Annotated in this window: 28 protein-coding genes; 23 read left to right on the top strand and 5 right to left on the bottom strand. The window is 34.5% G+C overall.

The features are described 5' to 3' along the window. The 19 genes from purQ to ACODH8_RS04475 all read left to right on the top strand — a co-directional run bounded on the left by purQ (window position 1) and on the right by ACODH8_RS04475 (window position 15,940). A complete protein-coding gene (gene purQ, locus ACODH8_RS04565; RefSeq protein ID WP_332464633.1) occupies window positions 1-681 on the top strand; it encodes a phosphoribosylformylglycinamidine synthase subunit PurQ in 681 nt (226 codons plus the stop codon). Next, the gene (gene purL, locus ACODH8_RS04560; protein ID WP_332464634.1) at window positions 681-2,903 is read left to right on the top strand and encodes a phosphoribosylformylglycinamidine synthase subunit PurL; all 2,223 of its coding nucleotides are present in this window, start codon (window positions 681-683) and stop codon (window positions 2,901-2,903) included. Before purQ ends, purL begins: the two co-directional genes overlap by 1 nt. Then, complete coding sequence (purF, locus tag ACODH8_RS04555; protein WP_332464635.1) at window positions 2,888-4,312, top strand: amidophosphoribosyltransferase; 1,425 nt, start codon at window positions 2,888-2,890, stop codon at window positions 4,310-4,312. The genes purL and purF overlap by 16 nt, the downstream gene beginning before the upstream one ends. Before the next feature lie 2 nt (window positions 4,313-4,314). Then, on the top strand, window positions 4,315-5,361 hold the full coding sequence (purM, locus tag ACODH8_RS04550) for a phosphoribosylformylglycinamidine cyclo-ligase (protein ID WP_332464636.1): 1,047 nt from the start codon (window positions 4,315-4,317) through the stop codon (window positions 5,359-5,361). Beyond that, entirely contained in the window at window positions 5,358-5,933 is a 576-nt protein-coding gene (gene purN, locus ACODH8_RS04545; RefSeq protein WP_332464637.1) for a phosphoribosylglycinamide formyltransferase, read from the top strand. The genes purM and purN overlap by 4 nt, the downstream gene beginning before the upstream one ends. Then, window positions 5,930-7,471, top strand: a complete 1,542-nt coding sequence (gene purH / locus ACODH8_RS04540) for a bifunctional phosphoribosylaminoimidazolecarboxamide formyltransferase/IMP cyclohydrolase (RefSeq protein WP_332464638.1) — start codon at window positions 5,930-5,932, stop codon at window positions 7,469-7,471. The genes purN and purH overlap by 4 nt, the downstream gene beginning before the upstream one ends. A gap of 12 nt (window positions 7,472-7,483) precedes the next feature. Next, window positions 7,484-8,743, top strand: a complete 1,260-nt coding sequence (purD, locus tag ACODH8_RS04535; RefSeq protein WP_420517576.1) for a phosphoribosylamine--glycine ligase — start codon at window positions 7,484-7,486, stop codon at window positions 8,741-8,743. A 155-nt stretch (window positions 8,744-8,898) separates the two neighbouring features. After that, window positions 8,899-9,462, top strand: coding sequence for a YqeG family HAD IIIA-type phosphatase (locus ACODH8_RS04530; RefSeq protein ID WP_420517575.1), 564 nt, complete (start codon window positions 8,899-8,901; stop codon window positions 9,460-9,462). A 10-nt stretch (window positions 9,463-9,472) separates the two neighbouring features. Continuing rightward, on the top strand, window positions 9,473-10,582 hold the full coding sequence (gene yqeH / locus ACODH8_RS04525) for a ribosome biogenesis GTPase YqeH (RefSeq protein WP_332464809.1): 1,110 nt from the start codon (window positions 9,473-9,475) through the stop codon (window positions 10,580-10,582). A 24-nt stretch (window positions 10,583-10,606) separates the two neighbouring features. Then, window positions 10,607-10,918: a ribosome assembly RNA-binding protein YhbY gene (gene yhbY, locus ACODH8_RS04520; RefSeq protein WP_332464641.1), complete on the top strand. Its 312-nt coding sequence runs from the start codon at window positions 10,607-10,609 to the stop codon at window positions 10,916-10,918. A 16-nt stretch (window positions 10,919-10,934) separates the two neighbouring features. Continuing rightward, the gene (locus tag ACODH8_RS04515) at window positions 10,935-11,585 is read left to right on the top strand and encodes a nicotinate-nucleotide adenylyltransferase (RefSeq protein ID WP_332464642.1); all 651 of its coding nucleotides are present in this window, start codon (window positions 10,935-10,937) and stop codon (window positions 11,583-11,585) included. Then, entirely contained in the window at window positions 11,575-12,162 is a 588-nt protein-coding gene (yqeK, locus tag ACODH8_RS04510) for a bis(5'-nucleosyl)-tetraphosphatase (symmetrical) YqeK (RefSeq protein ID WP_420517585.1), read from the top strand. Before ACODH8_RS04515 ends, yqeK begins: the two co-directional genes overlap by 11 nt. Before the next feature lie 6 nt (window positions 12,163-12,168). Next, entirely contained in the window at window positions 12,169-12,528 is a 360-nt protein-coding gene (rsfS, locus tag ACODH8_RS04505) for a ribosome silencing factor (RefSeq protein ID WP_420505017.1), read from the top strand. Window positions 12,529-12,530: 2 nt separating this feature from the next. After that, window positions 12,531-13,265, top strand: coding sequence for a class I SAM-dependent DNA methyltransferase (locus ACODH8_RS04500; protein ID WP_420517573.1), 735 nt, complete (start codon window positions 12,531-12,533; stop codon window positions 13,263-13,265). A 55-nt stretch (window positions 13,266-13,320) separates the two neighbouring features. Then, entirely contained in the window at window positions 13,321-14,505 is a 1,185-nt protein-coding gene (locus ACODH8_RS04495; RefSeq protein ID WP_420517571.1) for a nucleotidyltransferase, read from the top strand. Continuing rightward, window positions 14,502-14,831 carry a DsrE family protein gene (locus ACODH8_RS04490; protein WP_332464646.1) on the top strand — a complete coding sequence of 110 codons (330 nt, stop codon included), beginning with the start codon at window positions 14,502-14,504 and terminating at the stop codon, window positions 14,829-14,831. Before ACODH8_RS04495 ends, ACODH8_RS04490 begins: the two co-directional genes overlap by 4 nt. A gap of 106 nt (window positions 14,832-14,937) precedes the next feature. Next, complete coding sequence (locus ACODH8_RS04485) at window positions 14,938-15,168, top strand: DUF3955 domain-containing protein (protein WP_332464647.1); 231 nt, start codon at window positions 14,938-14,940, stop codon at window positions 15,166-15,168. A gap of 78 nt (window positions 15,169-15,246) precedes the next feature. Next, window positions 15,247-15,711, top strand: coding sequence for a DUF2975 domain-containing protein (locus ACODH8_RS04480; RefSeq protein WP_420517569.1), 465 nt, complete (start codon window positions 15,247-15,249; stop codon window positions 15,709-15,711). Window positions 15,712-15,724: 13 nt separating this feature from the next. Beyond that, entirely contained in the window at window positions 15,725-15,940 is a 216-nt protein-coding gene (locus ACODH8_RS04475) for a helix-turn-helix transcriptional regulator (RefSeq protein ID WP_332464649.1), read from the top strand. Between the two features lie 18 nt (window positions 15,941-15,958). Here ACODH8_RS04475 and fni read toward each other — a convergent pair whose 3' ends face one another. From fni to mvk, 4 genes are read right to left on the bottom strand one after another with little or no spacing between them, the layout of a single operon-like run. After that, on the bottom strand, window positions 15,959-17,005 hold the full coding sequence (fni, locus tag ACODH8_RS04470; protein WP_420517567.1) for a type 2 isopentenyl-diphosphate Delta-isomerase: 1,047 nt from the start codon (window positions 17,003-17,005) through the stop codon (window positions 15,959-15,961). Window positions 17,006-17,007: 2 nt separating this feature from the next. Further along, window positions 17,008-18,114 carry a phosphomevalonate kinase gene (locus ACODH8_RS04465; RefSeq protein ID WP_420517566.1) on the bottom strand — a complete coding sequence of 369 codons (1,107 nt, stop codon included), beginning with the start codon at window positions 18,112-18,114 and terminating at the stop codon, window positions 17,008-17,010. Between the two features lie 14 nt (window positions 18,115-18,128). Next, window positions 18,129-19,127 carry a diphosphomevalonate decarboxylase gene (mvaD, locus tag ACODH8_RS04460; RefSeq protein WP_420517564.1) on the bottom strand — a complete coding sequence of 333 codons (999 nt, stop codon included), beginning with the start codon at window positions 19,125-19,127 and terminating at the stop codon, window positions 18,129-18,131. Between the two features lies 1 nt (window position 19,128). Beyond that, window positions 19,129-20,073: a mevalonate kinase gene (gene mvk, locus ACODH8_RS04455; protein WP_420517562.1), complete on the bottom strand. Its 945-nt coding sequence runs from the start codon at window positions 20,071-20,073 to the stop codon at window positions 19,129-19,131. A gap of 308 nt (window positions 20,074-20,381) precedes the next feature. On the opposite strand from mvk, the gene ACODH8_RS04450 reads away from it, so the two are divergent. Continuing rightward, window positions 20,382-21,401: a branched-chain amino acid aminotransferase gene (locus ACODH8_RS04450; RefSeq protein ID WP_332464654.1), complete on the top strand. Its 1,020-nt coding sequence runs from the start codon at window positions 20,382-20,384 to the stop codon at window positions 21,399-21,401. Between the two features lie 35 nt (window positions 21,402-21,436). On the opposite strand, the gene ACODH8_RS04445 is transcribed toward ACODH8_RS04450, so the two are convergent. Continuing rightward, complete coding sequence (locus ACODH8_RS04445) at window positions 21,437-22,180, bottom strand: peptidylprolyl isomerase (RefSeq protein WP_332464655.1); 744 nt, start codon at window positions 22,178-22,180, stop codon at window positions 21,437-21,439. A 156-nt stretch (window positions 22,181-22,336) separates the two neighbouring features. Here ACODH8_RS04445 and ACODH8_RS04440 point away from each other — a divergent pair, with 156 nt between their 5' ends. The 3 genes from ACODH8_RS04440 (at window position 22,337) to obgE (ending at window position 25,938) form a co-directional block, all read left to right on the top strand. Then, window positions 22,337-23,428, top strand: coding sequence for a DUF871 domain-containing protein (locus tag ACODH8_RS04440; RefSeq protein WP_332464656.1), 1,092 nt, complete (start codon window positions 22,337-22,339; stop codon window positions 23,426-23,428). A 118-nt stretch (window positions 23,429-23,546) separates the two neighbouring features. Further along, on the top strand, window positions 23,547-24,521 hold the full coding sequence (locus ACODH8_RS04435; RefSeq protein ID WP_332464657.1) for a DUF4003 family protein: 975 nt from the start codon (window positions 23,547-23,549) through the stop codon (window positions 24,519-24,521). A gap of 103 nt (window positions 24,522-24,624) precedes the next feature. Continuing rightward, on the top strand, window positions 24,625-25,938 hold the full coding sequence (gene obgE / locus ACODH8_RS04430) for a GTPase ObgE (RefSeq protein WP_332464658.1): 1,314 nt from the start codon (window positions 24,625-24,627) through the stop codon (window positions 25,936-25,938). Window positions 25,939-26,076 lie beyond the last annotated feature (138 nt).

Here is a 26,076-nt window from a genome sequence, read left to right as displayed (position 1 = left end):
ATGAAATTTGGTGTGATTGTTTTTCCTGGTTCAAACTGTGATATAGATTTATATACAGCTATAAAAGATGTGATTCAAGAAGAGGTCGACTATATTCCTCATACAGCTAATGATTTATCGGAATATGATGCTATTTTAATTCCTGGTGGATTTTCTTATGGAGATTATTTAAGATGTGGAGCGATTGCTCGTTTTTCAACAGTCATGGAAGCTGTTATTGATTTTGCAAATGAAGGAAAACCTGTTTTTGGAACATGTAATGGATTCCAAATTTTAACAGAAGCTGGTCTACTTCCAGGTGTCTTATTAAAAAATGATTCATTGAAATTTGTTTGTAAAACACAAGAAGTGAAGGTTGCAAGTAATCAAAGTTTATTCACATCTCTTTATGAAGAGAATGAAGTATTAAAATTACCAATAGCGCACGGTGAAGGTAATTATTATTGTGATGAGGAAACGTTAAAAGAATTAAAAGCGAATAATCAAATTGTTTTTACTTATGAGTCAACTAATCCTAATGGTAGCTTAGAAAATATTGCTGGCATTACTAATAAACAGGGAAATATTTTAGGTATGATGCCACATCCAGAACGCGCGATGGAAGACTTATTAGGTAGTGATTCAGGGAAAAAATTATTTGAATCAGTGGTTGCTTATTTAAGAAAGGTAAGGAAAGACTAATGACATTCATTCATGAGATAACACCAGAAGAAGTTAAAGAGAAACGTATTTATGCTGAATGGGGATTAACAGATGAGGAGTATCGCTTAATTAGTGAGGATATTCTAGGTCGCTTACCTAACTACACAGAAACTGGTTTATTTTCTGTTATGTGGAGTGAGCACTGCTCTTATAAAAATAGTAAATCGGTTTTAAGAAAATTCCCTACAAGTGGCGCGCAAGTATTACAAGGGCCTGGAGAAGGTGCTGGGATTGTTGATATTGGAGATAATTTAGCCGTTGTATTTAAAGCAGAAAGCCACAATCATCCTTCAGCTGTTGAACCTTATGAAGGAGCAGCTACTGGTGTCGGTGGAATTATTCGAGACATTTTCAGTATGGGTGCTCGTCCAATTGCTATGTTAAACTCTCTTCGTTTTGGGGAACTAACAACTGATCGAACTAAGTTTTTATTAGAGCAAGTTGTTGCTGGTATTGGTGGATACGGTAACTGTATTGGTATTCCTACTGTTGGTGGTGAAATTGGTTTTGACCCTTGTTATGAAGGGAATCCTTTAGTAAATGCTATGTGTGTTGGTTTAATTGAACATAAAGATATTCAAAAAGGCCAAGCAAAAGGTGTGGGTAATACCATTATGTATGTGGGCGCTAAAACAGGTCGTGATGGTATCCACGGAGCTACATTCGCTTCAGAGGAATTCACTGAGGGCGAGGAACAACAACGTTCAGCCGTTCAAGTAGGAGATCCTTTCATGGAGAAGTTATTAATGGAGGCTTGTCTTGATTTAATTTTAAATCATTCCGACATTTTAGTTGGAATTCAAGATATGGGAGCAGCTGGTTTAGTGTCTTCAAGTTCAGAAATGGCTTCAAAAGCAGGTTCTGGTTTAGAGCTTTACTTAGATGATGTTCCCCAAAGAGAAACAAATATGACTCCATATGAGATGATGTTGTCTGAATCTCAAGAAAGAATGTTGTTATGTATCAAAAAAGGTTCTGAAGAGCAAGTCGTTGAATTGTTCAAATCATACGGGTTAGAAGCAGTAAATATCGGTATTGTAACAGACGATAAGCATTACCGATTATTCCATAAAGGGATTCAAGTAGCTGATTTACCTGTTGATGCTTTAGCAGAGGATGCTCCAGAATACCAAAAAGAAATGGCTGAACCAGCTCGTATTGCTGCGTTTAAACAGTTAGAAAATTTTGTACCAACTGTAGAGGATGCTTCAGAGACGCTAGTTAAATTATTACAACAACCTCAAATCGCTTCTAAGAAAACCATCTTTGAAACCTATGATTCTCAAGTTAGAACGAATACAGTAGTTGGTCCAGGAAGTGATGCGGCAGTTTTAAGAGTCCGTGGAACGAATAAAGGATTAGCGATGACAACTGACTGTAATAGTCGTTATTTATACTTGAATCCTGAAATTGGTGGCAAAATGGCAGTTGCTGAAGCTGCGAGAAATATCGTTGCAAGTGGTGGTAAACCGTTAGCCTTAACAGATTGTTTAAACTATGGTTCACCTGATAAACCTGAAGGATTCTGGGAATTAAGTACGTCTGCAGATGGTATTGCTGCAGCTTGTAAAGTATTAGATACGCCAGTTATCTCAGGTAATGTTTCTTTATACAATGAAACGAATGGCCAATCTGTTTACCCAACACCAGTTATTGGGATGGTTGGTTTAGTAGACGATATTACTCATGTGACAACTCAAGACTTTAAAGAAGCTGACCAATTAGTTTATGTCTTAGGTGATACACGAGAAGATTTTAATGGATCAGAAATCCAAAAAATGTTGACTGGTAAAATTGAAGGTGTGTTAAACGATTTTGATTTAGCAGTCGAAAAAGATAACCAACAAGTATTACTAGAGAGTATTCAGAAAGAGTTAGTAGCAAGTGCTCATGACTGCTCAGAAGGTGGACTAGGCGTTGCATTAATCGAATCTTGTTTTAAAAATAAGCTAGGGTTTAAGGGTGCGTTTTTACAGGAAGCAAATTATTTATTTGCAGAAACGCCTTCTCGTTTTGTTGTTTCAATCAATAAAGCAAACCAAGCTGAATTTGAAGAGTTGATGGGAGAAAGAGTTGCTTTACTTGGTGAAACATCAAGTGAAACAACATTTGAATTAGCATGTAAAGACCAAACAATCCAAGTTGACGTATTAAATGCCAAACAATTATGGGAGGAAGCTATTCCATGTCTTATGAAGTAAGAGGATTAAATGAAGAATGTGGTATTTTCGGAATTTGGGGACATCAAGAAGCAGCCAAAGTAACTTACTTTGGCTTGCATTCTTTACAGCATCGAGGTCAAGAAGGAGCAGGAATTGTATCTAACGATAATGGTGAATTAAAAGGCTATCGTGATTTAGGTTTATTAGCTGAAGTTTTTGACAAACCTGAATACTTAGAAGAATTAACTGGAGAAGCAGCAATCGGACACGTTAGATATGGGACATCTGGATCAGGTGGTATTAATAATATCCAACCTTTCTTGTTTAAATTTTATGATGGCAATTTTGCTTTAGCTCATAATGGTAACTTAGTGAATGCTCAAAGTTTAAGGCGTGAAGTAGAAGAAACGGGTGGGATTTTCCATTCAAATTCAGACACTGAGATATTAATGCACTTGATTAGAAAGAGTGAAGCACCGACCTTTAAAGAACGACTAAAGGAAGCGTTAAACCAAGTAAAAGGTGGTTTTGCGTATCTTTTACTAACGGAAGACGCGATGTATGCTACTTTAGATCCTAATGCTTTTCGCCCTCTTGCAATTGGTCAAATGAAAAGTGGTTCTTATGTTGTTGCTAGCGAAACATGCGCACTAGATGCGATAGGTGCTGAGTTCGTTAGAGATGTTGAACCTGGTGAGTTGATTACTATTTCTGATAAAGGAATGGAGATTGATACCTATACAACAGAAACCCAATATGCTATTTGTGCCATGGAATACATTTATTTTGCTAGACCTGATTCTAATATTAAAGGAGTGAATGTTCACTCTGCTAGAAAAAGCATGGGAAAAAACTTAGCTAAAGAATGTCCAGTTGAAGCTGATATGGTGATTGGTGTTCCTAATTCGTCTCTTTCAGCAGCAAGCGGTTATGCTGAAGTGAGCGGTATCCCCTATGAAATGGGGTTAATTAAAAATCAGTATGTCGGTCGTACATTTATTCAGCCTACTCAAGAATTACGAGAAGAAGGCGTTCGTATGAAGCTTTCTGCCGTTCGAGGTGTTGTTGAAGGTCAAAAAATTATTTTAGTGGATGATAGTATTGTACGAGGAACAACGATTAGACGAATTGTGAAGTTGTTAAAAAAAGCCGGAGCTAAAGAAGTTCACGTTAGAATATCGGCTCCCCCATTAAAATACCCTTGTTTTTACGGCATTGATATTGAATCTAAGAAAGAGTTGATTGCAGCTAATATGACTGTTCCTGAAATGAAGGAAGATATTGGGGCTGATTCTTTAGAGTTTTTAAGTGAAGAAGGATTAATTGACGCAGTGGGATTAAAGTTAGATGCGCCTTATACAGGTCTTTGTATGGCGTACTTTAATGGCGATTACCCAACTAAATTATACGATTATGAACCAAATTTATTAGTTGAGCAAGGAGTGTAATCATGGAAAATGCATACAAACAAGCTGGAGTGGACGTTGAGGCAGGATACGAAGTAGTAGAACGCATTAAAAAACACGCTAAACGAACAGAACGTATGGGAGTTATGGGTGCTTTAGGTGGTTTTGGAGGTTGTTTTGATTTAAGCGGATTTGATATTAAAGAACCTGTTTTAGTATCAGGAACTGATGGTGTGGGGACTAAATTACTTCTAGCCATTGAAGCAGATAAACATGATACCATTGGAATCGATTGTGTGGCAATGTGTGTGAATGATATATTAGCGCAAGGCGCAACGCCGTTATACTTTTTAGATTATTTAGCAACTGGAAAAAATAAACCAGAACAAATCGAGCAAATTGTTAAAGGTGTGGCAGAAGGTTGTGTTCAAGGTAATATGGCTTTAATCGGCGGGGAAACAGCTGAAATGCCAGGTATGTATGCTGAAAATGATTATGATTTAGCAGGTTTTTCAGTTGGAATAGCTGAGAAAAAAGAGTTATTGACTCCAGAAAAAGTAAAAGCTGGTGATATTTTAATTGGTTTACCTTCAAGTGGTATCCATTCGAATGGCTTTTCTTTAGTCAGAAAAATCTTTTTTAAAGATAATGATTTTTCTCTTGAAACGATTTTTGAAGAATTAGATGGAAAAAGATTGGGAGATGTACTCCTGGAACCAACACGTATCTATGTATCAAGCATGGAACCATTAATTCAAAAAGGATTAGTCAATGGTATCTCTCACGTAACAGGTGGTGGATTTGTTGAGAATTTACCTCGTATGTTAACGGATGAGTTAGCTGTTGAAGTTAAGCTAGGTTCATGGGAAATCCCTTCAATTTTTTCGTTAATGGAAAAGTTAGGAAAATTATCTCATATGGAAATGTATGAGGTATTCAATATGGGAATAGGTATGGTAATGGCTGTATCACCAACTAAAGTAGACCAAGTAAAAGAGATATTAACGGCTAATAATGAAGTTTATTACGAAATTGGTCACGTTTCTGTGAAGCAGGAAGAAGAGATTAGTTTTACACAGGTATCAAAATGAGAGTAGCTATTTTTGCCTCAGGAAGTGGCTCTAATTTCCAAGCTTTATGCGACAGCTTTAAAAATAAGGAAATACCAGGAGAATTAGTTTGTTTATTTTGTGATCAACCTAATGCCTTTGTGATTAAACGGGCGGAGGTAGAAAGTGTTCCTTACTTTGTTTTACCTAAAAAGAAAACAGAAAGTAAGTCAGATTATGAACAACAAATTATTCACTTATTAAGAGAAGCACGAATAGATTTAATTGTCCTAGCTGGGTACATGAAGATTTTAGGGGCGGATTTATTAGAAGCATTTCCTAATCGGATTATTAATCTTCACCCGTCACTATTACCGAAGTTTCCAGGAGCACACGGTATAGAAGACGCATTTCATTCGGAAGATACTGAAACAGGCATTACGATCCATCTAGTGGACCAAGGTGTGGACACGGGACCGATTATTTTTCAAAAAAAATTATCTAAGCTTTCAGGAGAAACTTTAGATGAATTAACGAATAGAATACATAAGTTAGAGCATGAGTTTTACCCTAAAACAATTGCCGATTTTATAAGGGAGAATGTAGTAGAATGACAACAAAACGAGCACTGATTAGCGTATCTGATAAAACAGGCGTTGTAGAATTTTCAAAAGAGTTAGCTTCTTTAGGATATGAGATTATTTCAACAGGAGGAACACAAAAAGCTTTAGACGAAGCAGGTGTTGCCACATTAAATATTGAGGATGTCACTCATTTTCCAGAAATGTTAGATGGCCGTGTTAAAACCCTTCATCCAATGATTCATGGTGGATTACTTGGTAAAAGACAAGTCAAAGAACATGTTGAAACTATGGAAAAACATCACATTAAGCCCATTGATTTAGTATGTGTGAATTTATATCCTTTTAAAGAGACTTTAGAAAAAGAGGGAGTTTCAGAAGAAGAAATTATTGAAAACATTGATATTGGTGGACCAAGTATGTTGAGAAGTGCTAGTAAGAACTTTGAAAGTGTGACTGTAGTTGTCGAAGCTAGTGATTATACAAAAATTTTAGATGAGATAAAAGAATCTGGTAATACCTCTTTAGATACTAGAAAATCATTAGCAGCAAAAGCTTTTAGACATACAGCAAGTTATGATACGTTGATTGCAGATTATTTAACAACGTCGATTGGTTTAGAGACACCAGAAAACTTAAGTTTAACATTTGAATTAAAACAAACGCTTCGTTACGGAGAAAATAGTCATCAACAGGCAAGTTTTTATACAGATAAACAAGCTAAACCTTATGCTATTTCATCAGCTAAACAGCTCCATGGGAAAGAATTATCTTTTAATAACATTAAAGACGCAGATGCTTGTTTAAGAATTATTCAAGAATTTGAAGAACCAGCAGCAGTAGCAGTCAAGCATATGAACCCTTGTGGTATTGGACTAGGCAAAACGATTTTTGAAGCCTTCACTAATGCTTATGATAGTGATCCAGTTTCTATTTTTGGTGGTATTATCGCTCTTAATCGAGAAGTTGATTTAGAGACAGCTGAAAAATTAAGTGATATTTTCTTAGAAATTATTATTGCGCCAAGTTTTTCTGATGAAGCATTTAATCTATTATCACAAAAGAAAAATATTCGTTTATTAACGTTAAATATGACAGATATGTCAGTACTACCCAAAAAAGAATATACCTCTGTTTTAGGTGGTCTATTAGTCCAAGATTACGACAATTTAAAAGAACCAGTTGAAGCCTTTGAAGTGGTGACAAAAAGACAACCAACTCAGGAAGAATGGGATGCATTAGTATTTGCTTATAAAGCAGTGAAGCATGTTAAAAGTAATGCGATTGTTGTGACGAATAATCATCAAACATTGGGTGTTGGAGCAGGTCAAATGAACCGTGTTGGATCAGTCCAAATTGCTATTGATCAAGCCAAAGAAAGATTAGACGGAGCAGTTCTTGGTAGTGATGCATTCTTCCCAATGTCAGATAGCGTTGAAGTTATTGGTGAAGCAGGGATTAAAGCGATTATCCAACCTGGTGGTAGTATTAAAGACCAAGAATCAATTGATATGGCAGATAAGTACGGGATTGCAATGGTATTTACTAAAGTTAGACATTTTAAACACTAAAAGGAGTTTATCATGAAGCGAAAAATCTTAGTTATTGGTAGTGGTGGAAGAGAACATGCCTTATGTAAAAAGCTATTGGAAAGTCCTAAAGTAGAAGAGGTATTTTGCGCTAAAGGAAATGCGGGAATGACTCTTGATGGCATACAAGTGGTGGCAATTGATGAGGATAATCATGAAGAACTAATAGCATTTGCTAAAAAAGAAGCTATCTCATGGGTTTTAGTTGGTCCAGAAGTTCCATTGATGAACGGGATTGTAGATGATTTTGAAGCAGCAGGTATTAAAGCCTTTGGGCCTAAAAAATCAGCAGCTATGATTGAAGGCTCTAAAGAATTTGCAAAAGAATTAATGAGTGAGTTTCAGATTCCAACTGCTAAGTATCAAAGTTTTTCAGATAGTCAGTTAGCTTTTGCCTATGTTGAAAAGCAACATTTACCAATCGTGATTAAAGCCGATGGCCTAGCAGCAGGTAAAGGTGTTGTTATTGCTGAAACTTTATCAGAAGCAAAAGAAGCCCTAAAAGAGATGTTAGATGATAATTTATTTCAAAATGAAACACCTAAAGTGGTTATTGAGGAGTTTTTAGTGGGACGAGAATTTTCTTTGCTTTCTTTTGTAGGTCAATCAGGCATCTATCCAATGGTGGCTGCTAAAGATCACAAAGCAATCTTTGATGGGGATAAAGGTCCTAACACAGGTGGTATGGGAGCCTATAGTCCAGTCGATTATGTGACTGAAGAAGTTGAGTCTATTGTTTTTGAGGACATTATTAAGCCTACTGTTGCAGGAATGGCTGCTAAGGGAACGCCTTTTACAGGGATTTTATATACAGGCTTAATTTTAACGGATGAAGGTCCGAAGGTAATTGAATACAATGCTCGATTCGGAGACCCTGAGACTCAAGTGCTGTTAGAACGTCTTGATTCAGATTTCTCAGAAGTGATTGAAAGTTTATTAATGAATGATACTCCTGAGATTAAATGGAAACAAGATGGAGTAACTTTAGGTGTAGTTGTCGCAGCTAAAGGTTATCCAAGCGAGTATGAAAAGAATGTTTTAATTCCTGAGTTAACAACAGATGATGAGACGAAAGTATTTTACTCTGGCGTTACTAAAAAGGAAGACGAACTAATTTCTTCAGGAGGTCGTGTTTTCTTAGTGGCTCAAAGTGCAACGACTAAAGAAGATGCTCATGAAAATGTGTATTCTTGGTTAGAAAATCAAGGTTTAGAAAATTTTTATTACCGAAAAGATATTGGTAAAACAGTATAAAGGAAAGAGAGGATGACTTTTAGGGTTATCTTCTCTTTTACTTTTAGTTTTTTGTTAAAGTGAAAGGACTTGTAACTCACCTATATTTTTACATCTTTTTTGATGAATTATTAATAAAAATAGCGTATAATAGGGAAAAGTATGGGAGACGAAGGATGTCTCCTATTTTTTATGAAAGGAAGTCCAGTATGTTTTTAAAATATAAACCAACATGGATGATTGAAGCTATTTATGACATTACTCCTGAGCAGTTAAAAGCTCATGGTATAGAAGCAGTATTGACAGATTTAGATAATACCTTAATCGCTTGGAATAATCCTGACGGCACACCGGAGTTACTTGCTTGGATTGAAACCATGAAAGAAGCTAATATTCCAGTGATTGTTGTTTCAAACAATAAAGCCTCTCGCATTGATAGAGCTGTTAAACATCTAGGTCTTGAATATGTTTCTCGTGCAATGAAACCATTCCAAAAAGGCTTTAATGAAGTTGAACGTAAGTACAATTTCCCTAAAGAAAAATTAATTATGGTTGGCGATCAATTAATGACTGACATTAAGGGTGCTAATAATGCAGGGATTAGAAATGTTTTAGTAAAACCAATTGTTGAGACGGATGCTTGGAATACAAAATTTAATCGTGCTAGAGAAAAAAGAATAAAAAAACATTTATACAAAAATCATCCTGATATGAAATGGAGGAAATCACTTAATGACTGAGTTAAATGAAATGAATGAAGAAATTCGCTGTATTGGTTGTGGATCGGTGATTCAAACAACTGATAAAGAAGCAATGGGTTACACGCCAAATTCAGCTTTAGAAAAAGGTCTAGAAAGTGGAGATGTTTATTGTCAACGCTGTTTTAGATTAAGACATTACAACGATATTCAAGATGTAGCCATGACAGATAAAGAGTTCTTAGCTCTATTAAATAGCATTGGTGACACAGATGCTTTAATCGTTAACGTAGTTGATATCTTTGACTTTAACGGCAGCTTAATCCCAGGGTTACACCGATTTGTAGGAGATAATCCAGTTCTTTTAGTTGGTAACAAAGTAGATATTTTACCAAAATCACTTAAGAAGCCAAAAATGATTCAGTGGATGAAAGAAAGAGCTCATGAAGTAGGTCTTAGACCAGTTGATGTGACTTTAACAAGTGCTAAAAGTAAAAATGATATTGAATCTTTACTTGATTTAATTGAAGAGTACCGTGAGGGTCGCGATGTTTATGTAGTAGGTGTGACTAATGTTGGAAAATCAACTTTAATTAACGCTATTATTAATAATGCTGCTGGGGTAAAAGATTTAATTACAACGTCTCAATTCCCAGGAACAACATTAGATAAAATTGAAATTCCTTTAGATGACGGACAATTTTTAATTGATACACCAGGAATTATCCATCGTCATCAAATGGCTCATTATTTAGGTAAAAAAGATTTAATGTTAGTATCGCCTAAAAAAGAAATCAAACCTAAAGTCTACCAATTAAATGAAGGACAAACACTTTTCTTAGGTGGATTAGCTCGTTTTGATTTTATTCGTGGATCTAAACAAGGATTTATTTCATATGTGTCAAATGATTTAATGATTCATAGAACTAAGCTTGAAACAGCAACAGAATTTTACGCAAAACACGCTGGTGGACTATTACAACCACCACGTGAAAATGAATTAGATGAATTTCCAGAGTTAGTTCGTTTTGAGTTCTCTGTTAAAGAAAAAACAGATTTAGTATTTGCTGGTCTTGGTTGGATTACGATTCCAGAAGCTGCGGTTGTAGCTGGCTGGGCACCAAAAGGCGTAGATGTAATTATGAGAAAGTCACTTATTTAAAGTAGATAAAGAAGAGGGAAAAACATGACATTAAGAGGAAAACAAAAAAGCTTTTTAAGAAGCGAAGCACATCATTTATCTCCAGTTGTACAAATTGGAAAAAATGGTATTAGTGAAACATTATTAGATCAAGTAGATGATTTACTTGAAAGAAGAGAGTTAATAAAAGTCACTTTATTACAAAATACAGATGAAGAAGCTAGTGAAGTAGCAGAAGTATTTGAAACAACACTACATTGCCATGTGGTTCAAATTATTGGTCGTATTTTAGTTGTATACCGTTCATCATCAAAAGAAAAATATCAAAACATTTCAAATAAAGTTCGTTCAATGTAAGAAGAGAAGGTGCCTTATGAAAAATAAAATCAGTCTACTAGAGGAAATAGAAACAAGTCTTTTGGAAAAGCAATCAAACAGAAGACGAGTGGGTATTTTAGGTGGGGGATTTAATCCTATTCATATGGGACATTTAATTATTGCCGAGCAAGTGAGGGCTCAGTTAGATTTAGATGAATTTTATCTGATGCCTTCGTTTATTTCACCTCATGTGGATAAAAAAGAAACGATAGATTCAACCCATCGTGTGGAAATGTTAAAATTAGCAACTGCTGATAACCCTCATTTAAGTATTGAGTTATCAGAAATAGTGAGAGAAGGTAAAAGTTACACCATTGACACAATGAAGAGATTAATAGAGCTTCATCCAGAAACGGATTATTATTTTATCATTGGTGGAGATATGGTTGAGTATCTACCAAAATGGTATAAAATCAATGAATTAATGGAAATGGTTCAATTTGTGGGTGTTAATCGACCAGGTTCAGCCAAAGAATCACCTTATCCACTTATTTGGGTAGACGTTCCATTAATGGAAATCAGCTCTAGTATGATTCGAAAAAAAATAAAAGCGAATTGTTCTGTTAAATACTTTTTACCTGAAAATGTGTTAGAATATATTCATAAAAAAGGATTGTATCGAGATGACAATACCCGTGAGTTATAGTAAAAAATTTATTAATTACTCAAGAGAAGAACTCATCAATAAAGTTTCTTCAAAAATGAGTCAGAAACGATTTCAACATGTGTTACGAGTGGAAGCAAAAGCTTGTTATTTAGCTGATTTATATCATGTAGATAAAGAGCAAGCTAGTATTGCTGCCTTAACTCATGACTACGCTAAAGAACGATCTGATGAAGAAATGATTTCTTTGATTCATCAGGAGAATTTTGATGAAGAGTTACTTGAGTATGGTAATGCCATTTGGCATGGGATAGTAGGCGCTTTTTTAGTTAATAAAGAGCTAGAAGTAGCCGATATATCTATTTTAGAAGCTATTGAACTACATACAACAGGAGCTAAGAACATGAGTGAATTAGCTAAAGTGATTTATGTAGCGGATTATATTGAAGATGGTCGAGACTTTCCTGTGGTTAATGAAGCTCGCAAGATAGCAGATCACAATTTGGAAGAAGCCGTCGCTTTTGAAACGAAACAAACTTTATTATATTTAATAAACAAAGGTTTTAAAGTATACCCAAAAACAATTGAAACATACAATGCTTGGGTTGCTAACAATTAGGAGGTAATTATTATTAACAGTCAAGAATTATTAGAGTTAGTTGTTAAAGCAGCTGATTCAAAACGCGCAGAGGATATCGTCGCTTTAGACGTAACAAATGTCTCACTTTTAGCAGATTATTTTGTTATTTGTCACGGGAATAGTGATAAACAAGTATCAGCTATTGCTAATGAAGTAGTAGAAGAATCACATAAAAACAATGTGGAAGTTAAACGTATTGAAGGTAAAGAATCAGCACGTTGGATTTTAATTGATCTAGGTGATGTGATTGTTCACGTCTTCCATGGTGAAGAAAGAGAATTCTATAATTTAGAAAAATTATGGTCTGATGCACCACTTGTAAACATTACAAGCATGGTTGATTAATCATGGCAACTTATGAAACATTTGCTAAAATTTATGACGAGGTAATGGATGAGAATCTATATCTTGATTGGTTAGAATTTACTTGTCGTCATTTAAAAAAGAATCAGCAAGAGTTACTAGAATTAGCTTGTGGAACTGGAATTTTATCGGTTGAGCTAGCTAATTTAGGTTTTAATGTAACAGGTTTAGATTTATCAGAAGATATGATTAAGTTAGCTAATAAACGAACTTCATCAGATGATCAAGGGTTACAATTTGTGACAGGAGATATGTTAAATTTAACTGAAAAAAATAAATATGATGCTGTGACTTGTTATTCTGACTCGATTTGTTACATGAGTGATGAGAAGCAAGTGGGACAAGTATTTAAAGGTGTTTACGAGTCATTAAAAGAATCAGGAACATTTATTTTTGATGTTCATTCAACGTACCAAATGGAAGTTGGTTTTTCTGAATACAGTTACCACTATCAAACGGATGAATTTGCCTTTTTATGGGAAAGCTATCCTGGAGAAGAAGATTTTAGTATTGAACATTTTTTAACATTTTTTGTAGCTGATAAAACAGGAAAATTTGAGCGTTTTGATGAGTTACATGAAGAAAGAACTTATTCGATTGACATATATAAGTCTTTATTAGATAAAGCTGGTTTTAGTTCAGTAAAAGTATTTGCTGATTTTGAAGATGCTGAGCCTAATGAAGAGTCAAATCGTTGGTTTTTTGTTTGCCAAAAATAATAATGAAAGCTAGCTAGCAAATATTGCTTAGTTAGCTTTTTTAGGAGGTGAAGGGATGAAAAGTTGTGGGGTTATTGTGGAATACAATCCATTTCATAATGGTCATAAATATCATTTAGAAGAAGCACGTAGGATAACAGGAGCAGACGTTATAGTAGCGGTGATGAGTGGTAATTTTTTACAACGAGGAGAACCAGCAATTATTGATAAATGGGAAAGGGCGCAAGCAGCTTTAACTAATGGAGCTGATTTAGTAGTGGAGTTGCCTGTAGCATATGCCGTTCAATCAGCAGATTATTTTACTCGTGGTGGTGTGAAGATGCTACAAGAGTTAGGCGTTGATGCCTTGTGTTTTGGAACGGATATCCAGGAAGAAGTTGACTATGAAGCCTTTGGTAAATTTAATCAAGAACATAGAGAGTTGATTGATAGAACTTATCACGAGCTAAAAAATAATGGTCAAAGTTATCCGCAGCAAATGACAGAAGTTTATCGCAAACTGCTACCTAATTGGACACTCGATTTTTCTTCACCTAACCATATTTTAGGAATGGGTTATGCCAAAGAAAATGCTAAGTATGATAAGCCAATGAAAATCTATCCCATTAAAAGAATGGGTAATCAGTATCATGATGAGAAGATTGCAGCAGATAGCTTTGCTAGTGCGACAGCTATTCGAAAAGAAACTCTGTCAGGAAGATTAGAAACACTTAATCAAGTGATACCTAAAGAAACCTTTGATAAGTTAGATTCTGAAGAACTAATCTCTTGGGAACAAGCATGGCCACTCCTTCGTTATCAACTGATAACAACACCTATCGAAGAACTAAAGCAAATCTATCAAATGGTAGAAGGTTTAGAATATAGACTAAAAGAAGTAGTATCGAAAGTTGATACATTTGGAGAATTTGTGGAAGGAGTTAAAAGTAAAAGATATACTTGGACAAGAATTCAAAGACTATGTGTTTATGTATTGCTACAAATAAAACAAGAAGAAGTAGAAAAGGTTTGGGCAAATTCTTTTTTACGAATTTTAGGATTTAATGAATGTGGTCGTTTATTTTTAAAACAACAAAAAAAAGAAACAACTATTCCACTCATTACGAATATTAATAAAAAGAATGAAACCTTGTTATCTTTAGATATTAAAGCAGGTCAAGTATATCAACTACTAACGTCAACCAATAAACATCAAGATTATTTTAAATCCCCACTATATATAAAGGAGAGAACACAATGAAAGTAATTTTACATATTAACGAATTAGAGAAATGGCCAACTATTTTAAGTAATGCTACTAATCTACTAAATGATGGTAAAAACGCGATCACTGAAATTGAACTATTAGCTAATGGGAATGCCGTAAAAGGCTACCAGGAGATTAAATTTGGTATTTCAATGCATGAGTTAGTTGAAAAAGGTGTTAAATTAAGCTGTTGTAAACATGCTATGGAAAAGTTTGAAATCGTAGAAAAAGAATTGCCACCTTTTGTTCATGTTGTGCCTTCTGGAGTTCTTAGACTAGTGGAAGTCCAACAAGAAGGATATGCTTATATCAAAGTTTAAATTTTCTTTAAATCAACATATTTTTATCGTAAAACGATAAAAATATGTTGATTTGCGTTATTAGTGATGCTATATTAAATTCATCAAAAGAAAAGAGGAATTTAATATGACACAAACAAAAAATAAATCAATTTTAATGAGTTTAAGTATGGTTTTACTATTATTAGGGCTAGCTTGTTTTATCGTGAAAGGTTTTACACCAGAGTATGTAGATGCTCAAGGTCTACTTCATGAACCATACTTTTTCTTAATCCCAATTGGTTTTGGTAATATTTTTTTAGGATTAATATTAGGAACAATAGGCTTTATCAAAAGAATGGCTATGGTAAGAAGATAAGAAAAGTGAGGTTGACTCGAAGGAGTGAACCTCGTTTTTTTATGGTATAATCAAGTATCATTTTAAAGGAGTTTTATTATGTCAGTAAAAAAAATGAATTTTTTATTTAAATTAATTATCCTGTTATTAGGGATTAGTGGCTTTAGTTTGTTATTAATATTAGGCCCTAAAATTGGCTCATTCTTAAATGATGGACAAAATGGTAATATCATTCAACTATTATTATGGATAACGGCAGTACCAGTGTTGTTTATTTTATTTAGTTTATGGCGTATCAGTTCAGATTTATTGAATGAGACGATCTTTTCAATAAAAAATAGCCAACGTTTGATAAAAATAGCTTATTCTGGTGTAGTAGAAAGTATTATTTACGGAGTAGCTTTAATGATTGGGCTTTTTAACTATCAAGGGAATTATCCTTACTTTTTTATCTGCGTTATTTTTTTCTTTTTAGGTTTAATTATTGCAGTGATTGCTTCTTTATTAGCCTATATTTTTAGACTAGCAGGGCAGTTAAAAAATGAAAATGATTTAACCATATAAAGGGGTGGGATGAATGCCGATTAGAGTCAATTTAGATGTGATGTTAGCTAAGAGAAAAATGTCTGTCACCGAATTGTCAGAGCATGTAGGAATAACGATGGCAAATCTCTCTATCTTAAAAAATGAAAAAGCCAAAGCGATTAAATTTTCAACACTTGAAAAGATTTGTGAGGCATTAGATTGTCAGCCAGGCGATATTTTAGAGTATGAAAAAGAGGTTAACCAGTAAATTAGGTTAACCTCTTTTTTATTGATGCTTAAAATTGATATGTCTTTCACAGCACCAATGCTTTAATTCAGGTGACAGAACAATTGAAGCTTTTTCAACATCTGTTATCTTTTTAGCTCCAACTAAAGTCATCAAAGCTGTTAGCTCACTTTTCCATTGATTAACAGTATGAATCGTTTGCTCATTCCCAGTGGTTAACACTCGGTGTAAAAATTCACCTGATAAGCCAATCGCTTTAGCACCTAATCCAAATGCTGCTAACATATGAAGAGGGTTTTTAATGCCACCTGAAGCGATAAAATCTGCTTGTTTCCGGTAGAAGTGAGCTTCTAATAAAGACTCAGCTGTTGTTTGTCCCCAGTTTAGTAAGTAATCATATTCTTTTTCTTCCCGGCGTTCATTTTCAATATGAATAAAATTAGTCCCACCACGGCCACTAACATCAATAATGGTGACACCAATATCAATTAGTTGTTGGATGGTTTCTTTAGACATACCAAAACCGACTTCTTTTACGATGACAGGGACATCAATATGCTTAACAATTTCTTCAATATTATTTAGCCAACCAGTAAAATCTCTATCACCTTCAGGCATAACAACTTCCTGAGGTGTATTTAAATGAATTTGTATGGCATCGGCTTCTAACATATCGACTGCCTTTTTAGCATTTTCTAATGAATGGTGAGCCCCTAAGTTAGACATAATTAGGCCATTAGGATTTTCTTTTCTAACAATTTTAAAACTTTCTGAAAGAGAAGGGTCTTTAATGGCAGCGCTGACTGATCCGACTGCCATTGCTAAACCTGTTTCTTTAGCAATAATGCTTAAATTTTTGTTAATGACATGAGCTTTATCACTACCACCAGTCATAGCGTTTATGAAGAAAGGATAGTCTAATGAAAGACTACCCAAATTAGTATTTAAGTTAACATCAGTTGTTTTCATTTCAGAAAAAGATTGATGAACAAATCGAACTTGCTCCAATCCATTTGTAGACTGAGGTTTATATTGCATTTCAGCATAATGAATATGCTGATCCTTACGATTCCAGTTATCGGTCATGTTTAATCCTCCCAAATAATTGGTTCATAATTAGTTTGTGTTTCTTTATAGACTTGTAGTGGTAAATCAATAATTCCTTTTTCACGCCAAGAAGTAATCATTGGTAAAATCTCATCTTGTTGATTAAAAAGAACAATTCCACAATCACCACCGCCAGCACCAGAAGACTTAGCTGCTCCGTTAAATTCTTCTGCAATTGCACACAAATCTTTTAATGAGTCAGTTTCAATATTAACACGACTTTTTTTGGCTAAAGATTGCAGGAGATGACGATTGATTCTGATTCCCTGTTGAATTTTTTCAATGTTATTTTCGTGGAAGGCTTCAATAATCCACATCACACATTTATAACTATCCTCTAAAAATTGTTTAAAGAAACCGTTCATTTCATTTTGTTCATCATTTAACTGATCCACAAGGGATGTGGTCGAAGCAGGAGAGCCAGTCCAACCAATCAATAAACGTAGATCAGCAGGGGCTTTTAAAGGCTCGATTCTTAATTTTGGCCACTCTTTATTGACTAAATTAGAGACAGCTTCTTTGTTATTAAGTTGATCAATCACCCATTCTTTTTCAAAACAAGAATAAGCAATCCATCCACCATAAGAACTGGCTGCTAAATCACCTAATGAGCCGTTACTATTTAAAGACAAATGGGTAATTGCTGCTAATTTATAAAGTAATTCTGAGGTGTAGTTAATCTCATAGAGAGAAAGAATCGCTTTAATCGTTGCAATTGTAACAGCACCACTTGAGCCAAGTCCGTATTTACGACCATCTTTATTATCAAGTTCACTTTCAATAGTTAAATCAAAATATTTTAAATCATAGTTTAACTCTTGTAAGTATTGTTCAACAAGAGTCACAGATTTAGTGATGTATGAGAAAGGATTTTCACGTTCATCCATATAAAATTTGCCGTTTTTTCTAGTCCATGGAATAGAAATACCATTAGAGTAACTAGAACAGATACTTCCTTGTTTATCGGCTTCTTTTAAAGTAACAGTAATAAATTGATCCAGAGCAACAATTAAAGCAGGATGTCCAGGTTCTAAGACAGCATACTCACCTGCGATATATAGTTTTCCTGGAGCACTAGCTTTTATCAACAATAATCTCTCCTTTAGTAATTCCACTGGGAATCACTTAATACTTTAATACCTGCCCCAACTTTTGTGGGGATAATTTGTTCAGGTTTAAATTGATTTAGTAATTTTTCTTCTATTTGTTTCATGTCTGATTGACGACATAATACTTTCACGTTTGGTCCAGCGTCCATTGTAACATAGCATGGAATCCCTGTCTCACGTATCTCTTTAACAGCTTGAATGGCTTTAACACTATCTGGTTCCCAATAAGAAATTGGTGGAAAAGCACCTAACATAGTAGCGTGCATTTTCATTCCATTAGATTCTGTGAGTTCTCCTAATGTGATAAAGTCTTTTTCTTTTATGGCATCTTTCATTTTTGTAAGGTCAGATGTAGCAGTTTCGACCCATGAAGAATAAAAGGGGGATGTTTCAATAGTTTGTTTCATGCCAACACGGCTGGATAATTTTTTTTGTCCTGTATTAACAGCAATAACAATCATTCCTATATCCCAAGTCGCATCATCTACTGGGATAGCATAACTTGATTCAGAGATATCATCTTCTCCCATATGCCATTCGACTAAACCACCATAAATACTTCGAGTGGCACTGCCACTACCTTGTCTAGCAAAAGTAGAGAGCGTTTTTAAATCTAAATTTAAGCCAGTAGCTTCATTCATCGCTCCAGCAAGAGCTGAAAAAGCTGATGCTGATGAAGCAAGTCCTGCAGCTGTAGGAACATGATTATAACTCTTAACAAGACACTTTGTCTCAATGTTTGCTGCTGTTCTAAATAAATTTAAGAAATTCGTAATCTTTAAAGTTTCTTTGTCACCTTGTAAGACATCATCTAGGTAAAAAATATCTGATGATAAAGTGTCATCTAGGGTTACTGATGTATCCGTATAAAAAGCATCTAAAGTTAGTGAGAGACTGCTATTCATTGGTAAAAAAAGGTCTTCATTTCTTTTTCCCCAGTATTTGATTAAGGCAATATTGGTATGCGCTCGGCATCTTCCAATAGGCTTCATATTAATTACCTCGCATTTCGTATATCCATGTTTTTTTAGCGCCAGCATCTAAAAGAGCTTGGCTGATTGTACTAGCAATCTCCGGGGTCTCAGCTAAGGCAATCATACAACCACCACGGCCACCACCAGTTAATTTAGCTCCTAGAGCATGATTTGTTAAAGCTGTTTGAACTAAGTTATTAAGTTCAGGACTAGAGACATCAAGTTCTGATAAAAGTTGATGAACTGCTGTCATGTTTTTACCTAATTCAATCCCTTTATTGTTTTCTAAATAGAAACGGCCTGTTTTAGCAAGTTCTCCTAGTTGGCTGATTTTCTTTTTGACTATCTCACCATTTTTTTGAGTTAATTGAAAAGCGATGCTTTCAACAGCTTCTTTTGTTTGACCTGTCACTCCAGTGTCACCAACTACTAAATAACTATCTAAGTTCATATCAAGTAGTTGAAAATCTTGTCCTTTAATAAAATAACAAGGTTTAGGACTACTTGTCATTAAGGCATCAAGACCACTTGGGTTACCGTGAGCAATCTTTTCAGAAATGTCCACAATTTTAAGCAACTCAGCTTTATCTAAAGGTTGATCAAAATAATTAAAAAGAGCACGAGTTGTCGCAACTGAAACAGCTGCACTAGAGCCCATTCCACGCTCAGCTGGAATGTGACTATCTATTTCAATATGTAAGGGTGTGTTTAGTTGATTTAATTTAGTTAAACAAACTCTAATCGTTTCTTTTAAGCTTTCAAGTAATTCAGGCATATCATCAAGTAAGCCATGATAAAAATCACAATCAATTCGTGTGTTGTGATTAGATTCAGTTACAGTTGTTGTAACTTTGGCTGCAGGAAAAGGGATTGCGATTGAGGGTTCACCATAAACGACGGAATGTTCTCCAAGTAAGATGATTTTCCCGTGTGATTCGCCTATTCCTTTTTTTGGAAGATTCATTTTAAACCTCCTGATAAGTGGTATCTATTTATATTTTTGACTTCTAACTGATTAATTTTAACATAAGTTAATGAATTACAACATAGTATTAAAGCAGAAGTAATCCAAGTGTAATTTAGCTAAAAAATTTGATAAAACAACACTTAGTATAATAACTAAAAATAGCGTAAGATAATAGTAAATATCAGGATTATTTAAGAAATCTTATAGTGTTTTGATGTTTTCATTATGATGATTAAAAATAAATGAGAATATCAAGAAAAGTTGTGATAGAATAATGAAAAGAATAATAAAAGGTGGTTGACGAAATGGTAGACATAAAGTGGGATGAGTTAGGTTTTTCTTATATAAAAACACCCTATAGATATCTTTCTTATTGGAAAGATGGGCAGTGGGATGAAGGTGTAATGACAGAGGATAATCAATTGCATATTAGCGAAGGCTCTGCTGCTCTTCATTATGGACAACAATGTTTTGAAGGATTAAAAGCGTATCGTTGTAAAGATGGCTCGATTAATTTATTTCGGGTGGATCAAAATGCTAAAAGAATCAATACAAGTACAGCTCGTTTAATGATGCCTGAAATTCCAGAAGATAAATTTATTGAAGCAGTTAAACAAGTTGTTTTAGCAAACCATGAGTATGTGCCGCCATATGGTTCAGGTGGGACACTTTATTTAAGACCACTAGTAATTGGAGTAGGAGATGCTATTGGTGTGGCGCCAGCGTCTGAATATATTTTCACAGTATTTTGTATGCCAGTAGGACCTTATTTTAAAGGTGGTATGAAACCAACTAACTTCGTTGTGAGTGATTATGACCGTGCGGCACCAGCTGGAACAGGAGCTGTTAAAGTAGGAGGTAATTACGCCTCTAGCTTATTACCTGGCTCAAAAGCGAAAGAACGTTCTTTTTCTGATTGTATCTATTTAGACCCACAAACTCATACTAAAATTGAAGAAGTAGGTTCTGCTAATTTCTTTGGTATTACAAAAGATAATCAGTTTATCACACCTATTTCTCCATCAATTTTACCAAGTATTACTAAATACTCTTTATTGTACTTAGCTAAAGAAAGATTAGGCTTAGAAGCAATTGAAGGAGACGTTCGTTTAGATGAGCTGGACAAGTTTAGTGAAGCTGGAGCATGTGGAACAGCCGCTGTGATTTCGCCAATTGGTGGCATTCAAAATGGTGAGGACTTCCATGTCTTTTATTCTGAAACAGAAGTAGGTCCTGTGACGAAAAAACTTTATGAAGAACTAACAGGAATTCAGTTTGGTGACGTTGAAGCACCAGAAAATTGGATAATTAATTTGAGTATATAAAAAATAGGCTGCCCATAAAAGGGTCAGCCTGTTTTTTATTTTTTAGCTTCTTGTAAAATGTTAATTTTTTCAATTTTAATGTCTTTTTTAGGTTTATCGCCTTCTACTGTTTCAGCTTTAGCGATTTTGTCAACAACATCCATACCTTCAATGACTTGTCCAAAGACAGTGTGCTTACCATCTAAGTGAGGTGTTCCACCAGCAGCGTAAGCGTCAATGATTTTTTTAGGGACATCTTCAGCTAATAAGCCATCTGACATATCATCTTCGTTTTGTACGATAAAGAACTGACTACCATTTGTGCCAGGTCCAGCATTAGCCATAGATAAAGCACCACGGATATTATAAAGTTGGTTTGAGATTTCATCTTCAAAAGAATCGCCCCAAATACTTTCGCCACCCATTCCAGTGCCATCTGGGTCGCCACCTTGAATCATAAAGTTACTAATAACACGGTGGAAGATAACGCCATCATAATAACCGTCTTTAGCGTGAGTTAAGAAGTTTTCAACTGTTTTTGGCGCTTGTTCTGGGAAAAGCTTGATTTTAATAGAACCTTCAGTTGTTACCATTTCTACAAGGGCTTCATTTTCAGCTACTTCAGGGTTTAATTGAGGTAACTCAAGTGAGTTAATATCAACTTTAGTTTCTGAAGAACTTTGTTCAGTTTTAGTTGATTCTTTTGTTTTTGAACCTGTACTAGAGTTACCACAAGCTCCTAATAAAAAGAGTGACATTAAAAGTGAAGCAGATGCAAATAATAATTTTGTTTGTTTCATTTGTTTTGTCCTTTCCGTTATGGGGATTGAATTTCCATTTAATAGTAACAAAAATAACATCAACTGCCAACTATGTTTATCATGGAATGGTCTATACAATTACACTCTATAATGTTATAATGATTGCGTATTCTAAAATTTTAGGAGGTTTCATTGATGGGAAAATTAGGTGTTTCAATTTATCCAGAGCGTTCTACATTTGAAAAGGATAAAGAGTATTTAGATTTAGCGCATAAGTATGGTTTTAAACGTGTGTTTACTAGCTTACTGCAAATTGACGATGACAAAGATAAAGTCATTGCAGAGTTTAAAAAAGTAGTTGATTATGCGAATGAATTGGGATTTGAAGTAATGGTGGATATTAACCCAGCTTTATTTGACCAGTTAGAAATTTCTTATGATGACTTATCATTTTTCCATGAATTAGGAGCAGATGGTATTCGTTTAGATATTGGTTTTACTGGTGCTGAAGAAGCTAAAATGACAAGAAACCCATATGGCATTAAAGTGGAAATCAACATGAGTGGTGGTACTAAATATGTTGATAACATTATGAGTTATTCACCGAATACTAATAATTTATTAGGTTCTCATAACTTTTATCCACACCGTTATTCAGCTTTAGGTTACGAGCATTTTGTTGAGTGTTCTAATCAGTTTAGACAATATAACATCAATACAATGGCTTTTGTTAATTCACATGATGCCACTTTTGGTCCTTGGCCAACACAAGATGGTTTATGTACGTTAGAGGAGCATAGAGATTTAGAAATTGCGACTCAAGTAAAACATTTCGTTTTAACTGGATTAATTGATGATATTACAATTGGAAATGCCTACGCTTCAGAAGCAGAGTTAAAAGCAATGTCAGAAAGCTTCTTTGCTGATAATCCTAAAATTAAAGTAGATGTACTTGATACGATTACTGATGATGAACGTGTTGTTTTATTTGAAAACTTACACCGTTACCGTGGTGACCGTTCTATCTATATGCTACGCTCAACAATGACTCGTATTAAATATAAAGATTTACCTTTCCCAGCGACTAACACACCAGATATGGTTAAAGGTGATGTATTAGTTGATAACGTTGGCTATGGTCAATATAAAGGTGAAATGCAAATCGCCCTAAAAGAAATGAAAAATGATGGCCGAGTAAACGTTGTGGCACGTATTGCTGAAGATGAGATGTTCTTATTGGATTTCTTAAAACCGTGGTCAAATTTTGAATTAATTGAAAATAAATAATTATGGTAAGAGAGTTTGGCATAAGGCGATTAACTTATGTTAAGCTCTCTTTTTTGTTTATCTTTTGCCAAAATTAAGCTATTATGGACTTGGTAGATAGATGAAAGGAAGCATATTAATGGATCAAAAAGAGATCGTTGATCTTTTAGAAAAAAATTATAAATTAATCAGTATGTCAAATGCTAAATGGTTAGATAAACGAGTTAAGTATTTATTAGCTCGTATATTTACTGGTTCAGGTCAATTGTTGCAGGTAGAAGATTTTGATTGGTTAGATACTGCTCTTTTACATAAGTCGGGAATATTTTCGAGTTTAACAAGAATAACAAGACACACAATGACTGGTTTAATGTTAGCGAATCAAAAAAATTCAGTAGAAGGCATTGAAGAACTCTTTTTTAATAAAAAAATATTAAAAGACAACGGATTTAAGTCATCAAGTTCAACTTATTTTGCAGCGTATCAATTGTTTCTTTCAGATAGTCATAGACGGGAAGACATTGCTAAACGAGCACAAGGTATTTATCAAGGGATTAAAAGTAGTCATCCAATCATAACAACAACAACAGACTACAGCTCGATGATATCACTGGCTCAATCAGCTCAATTAGATGAATTGACTGAGTTAGAAATTTGCCAACTAGTTGATTATTATTTTGAGTGCTTACAAGAGTTGGGATTAAAGAATAAAAATAGTTGTTTAGTTTCAGCAACACTGATTACGTTGATGACAGGTAAAATAGAACAAGAATTTTTGACTAAGTTATCAGAAGTGATGCTGTATTTAGAAGGAAATAACTTAAAAGTAAAAACAGTTCATTTTGTTCCGTTGATTTCATTGACTTATTTATTGAAAGAAACAGAAGAATCTAATTTAGATGAACTACTTTTATTTATTCAGCAAATAACGAAACAGATTTCTTTACTATTTGAATCAGATTATAAGGAAGCTTTAGCGATTAGTTTATATGTTGAAAATAAATCCAAACGTTTAACGACGGGAAATTTATCCGCGTTATCGGTTTCTCTAAACCAAATAATTGTTCAAGAGCATGCCATGCTTGCCACAAATGCAGTTGTATTATTAAGTTAATAGTTATTAAAAATTTCTATATTATATAGAAAGAAATTGGACAAACGAGTGGCTAACAGATACAATAATGAAGAGATTTTTTAGAAAATGAGGAGGACAAGAAATGTCCATGTTTTTAGATCAGGTAACAATCAATGTTAAAGCTGGAAAAGGCGGAGACGGAATGGTTGCCTTTAGACGTGAAAAATATGTTCCAGATGGTGGTCCAGCTGGTGGAGATGGTGGAAAAGGTGGAAGTGTTATTCTTAGAGTTGATGAAGGTTTAAGAACCTTGATGGACTTTAGATTTAACCGTCACTTTAAAGCAACTCCAGGTGAAAATGGAATGAGTAAAAGTATGCACGGCCGTGGTGCTGAGGATTTGATTGTAAAAGTCCCAGCAGGAACGACTGTCCGCGACAAAGAATCAGGAGCTTTATTAGGTGATTTATTAACTCATGGTCAAGAGTTAGAAGTTGCAAAAGGTGGTCGTGGTGGCCGTGGAAATAACCGTTTTGCAACACCAAGAAACCCAGCGCCAGAAGTAGCTGAAAATGGTGAACCAGGAATAGAAAGAGAAATTGAGTTAGAACTTAAAGTTTTAGCTGATGTTGGATTAGTAGGTTTCCCTTCAGTAGGAAAATCAACGATTCTTTCTATTGTATCAAAGGCTCGTCCAAAAATTGGCGCTTATCACTTTACTACTTTAGTTCCTAACTTAGGAATGGTAGCAACTGGAGATGGTCGTAGTTTTGTTATGGCTGATTTACCAGGATTAATTGAGGGAGCATCAGAAGGTGTTGGGTTAGGAACACAGTTCTTACGTCACATTGAGCGAACTCGTGTTATCTTACATGTTATTGATATGAGTGGTATGGAAGGTAGAGATCCTTTTGAAGATTATTTATTAATCAATAAAGAACTAGAATCTCATAATATGAGACTTTTAGAAAGACCACAAATTATTGTGGCTAATAAAATGGATATGCCAGATGCAGAAGAAAATTTAGTTGAGTTTAGAAAACAAATCGAAGCTTTAAAAGAAGATGAGTACAGTGATGGTATTCAAATCTTCCCGATTTCCGGTGTATCACGTTTTGGTATTGAACCATTACTAAATGCGACAGCCGATTTAGTAGATGTAACACCAGAATTCCCAATGTATCAAGATGAAGAGATTGAAGAAGTTGTTCAATATCAATTCGTCGCTGATGAACCAGACTTTAGAGTTACTCGTGATGATGATGCCACTTGGGTACTTTACGGAGCTAAGTTAGAAAAATTATTCATTATGACTAATTTTGACCGTGAAGAAAGTGTCATGAAATTTGCTCGTCAATTAAGAGGTATGGGTGTGGATGAAACACTTCGAGAAATGGGAGCAAAAGACGGAGACTTAGTAAGAATTAAAGAATTTGTCTTTGAATTTGTAGATTAATAGATTGAAAAAGTTGTTTGAGATAACTCTCAAACAACTTTTTTTACTTTTCCCTTGTGATAATTATTATCATTTGTTATACTCTAGTTAAGAAGTTTAGGGTTACCTAAAAATATAATTAATTTAACCAAAAGGGAA

The sequence above is a fragment of the Vagococcus fluvialis genome, assembly GCF_048815235.1.
Taxonomy (GTDB): domain Bacteria; phylum Bacillota; class Bacilli; order Lactobacillales; family Vagococcaceae; genus Vagococcus.
The sequence above is the reverse complement of the archived record's forward strand: the minus strand, read 5'-3'. Positions and strand labels throughout refer to the sequence as shown.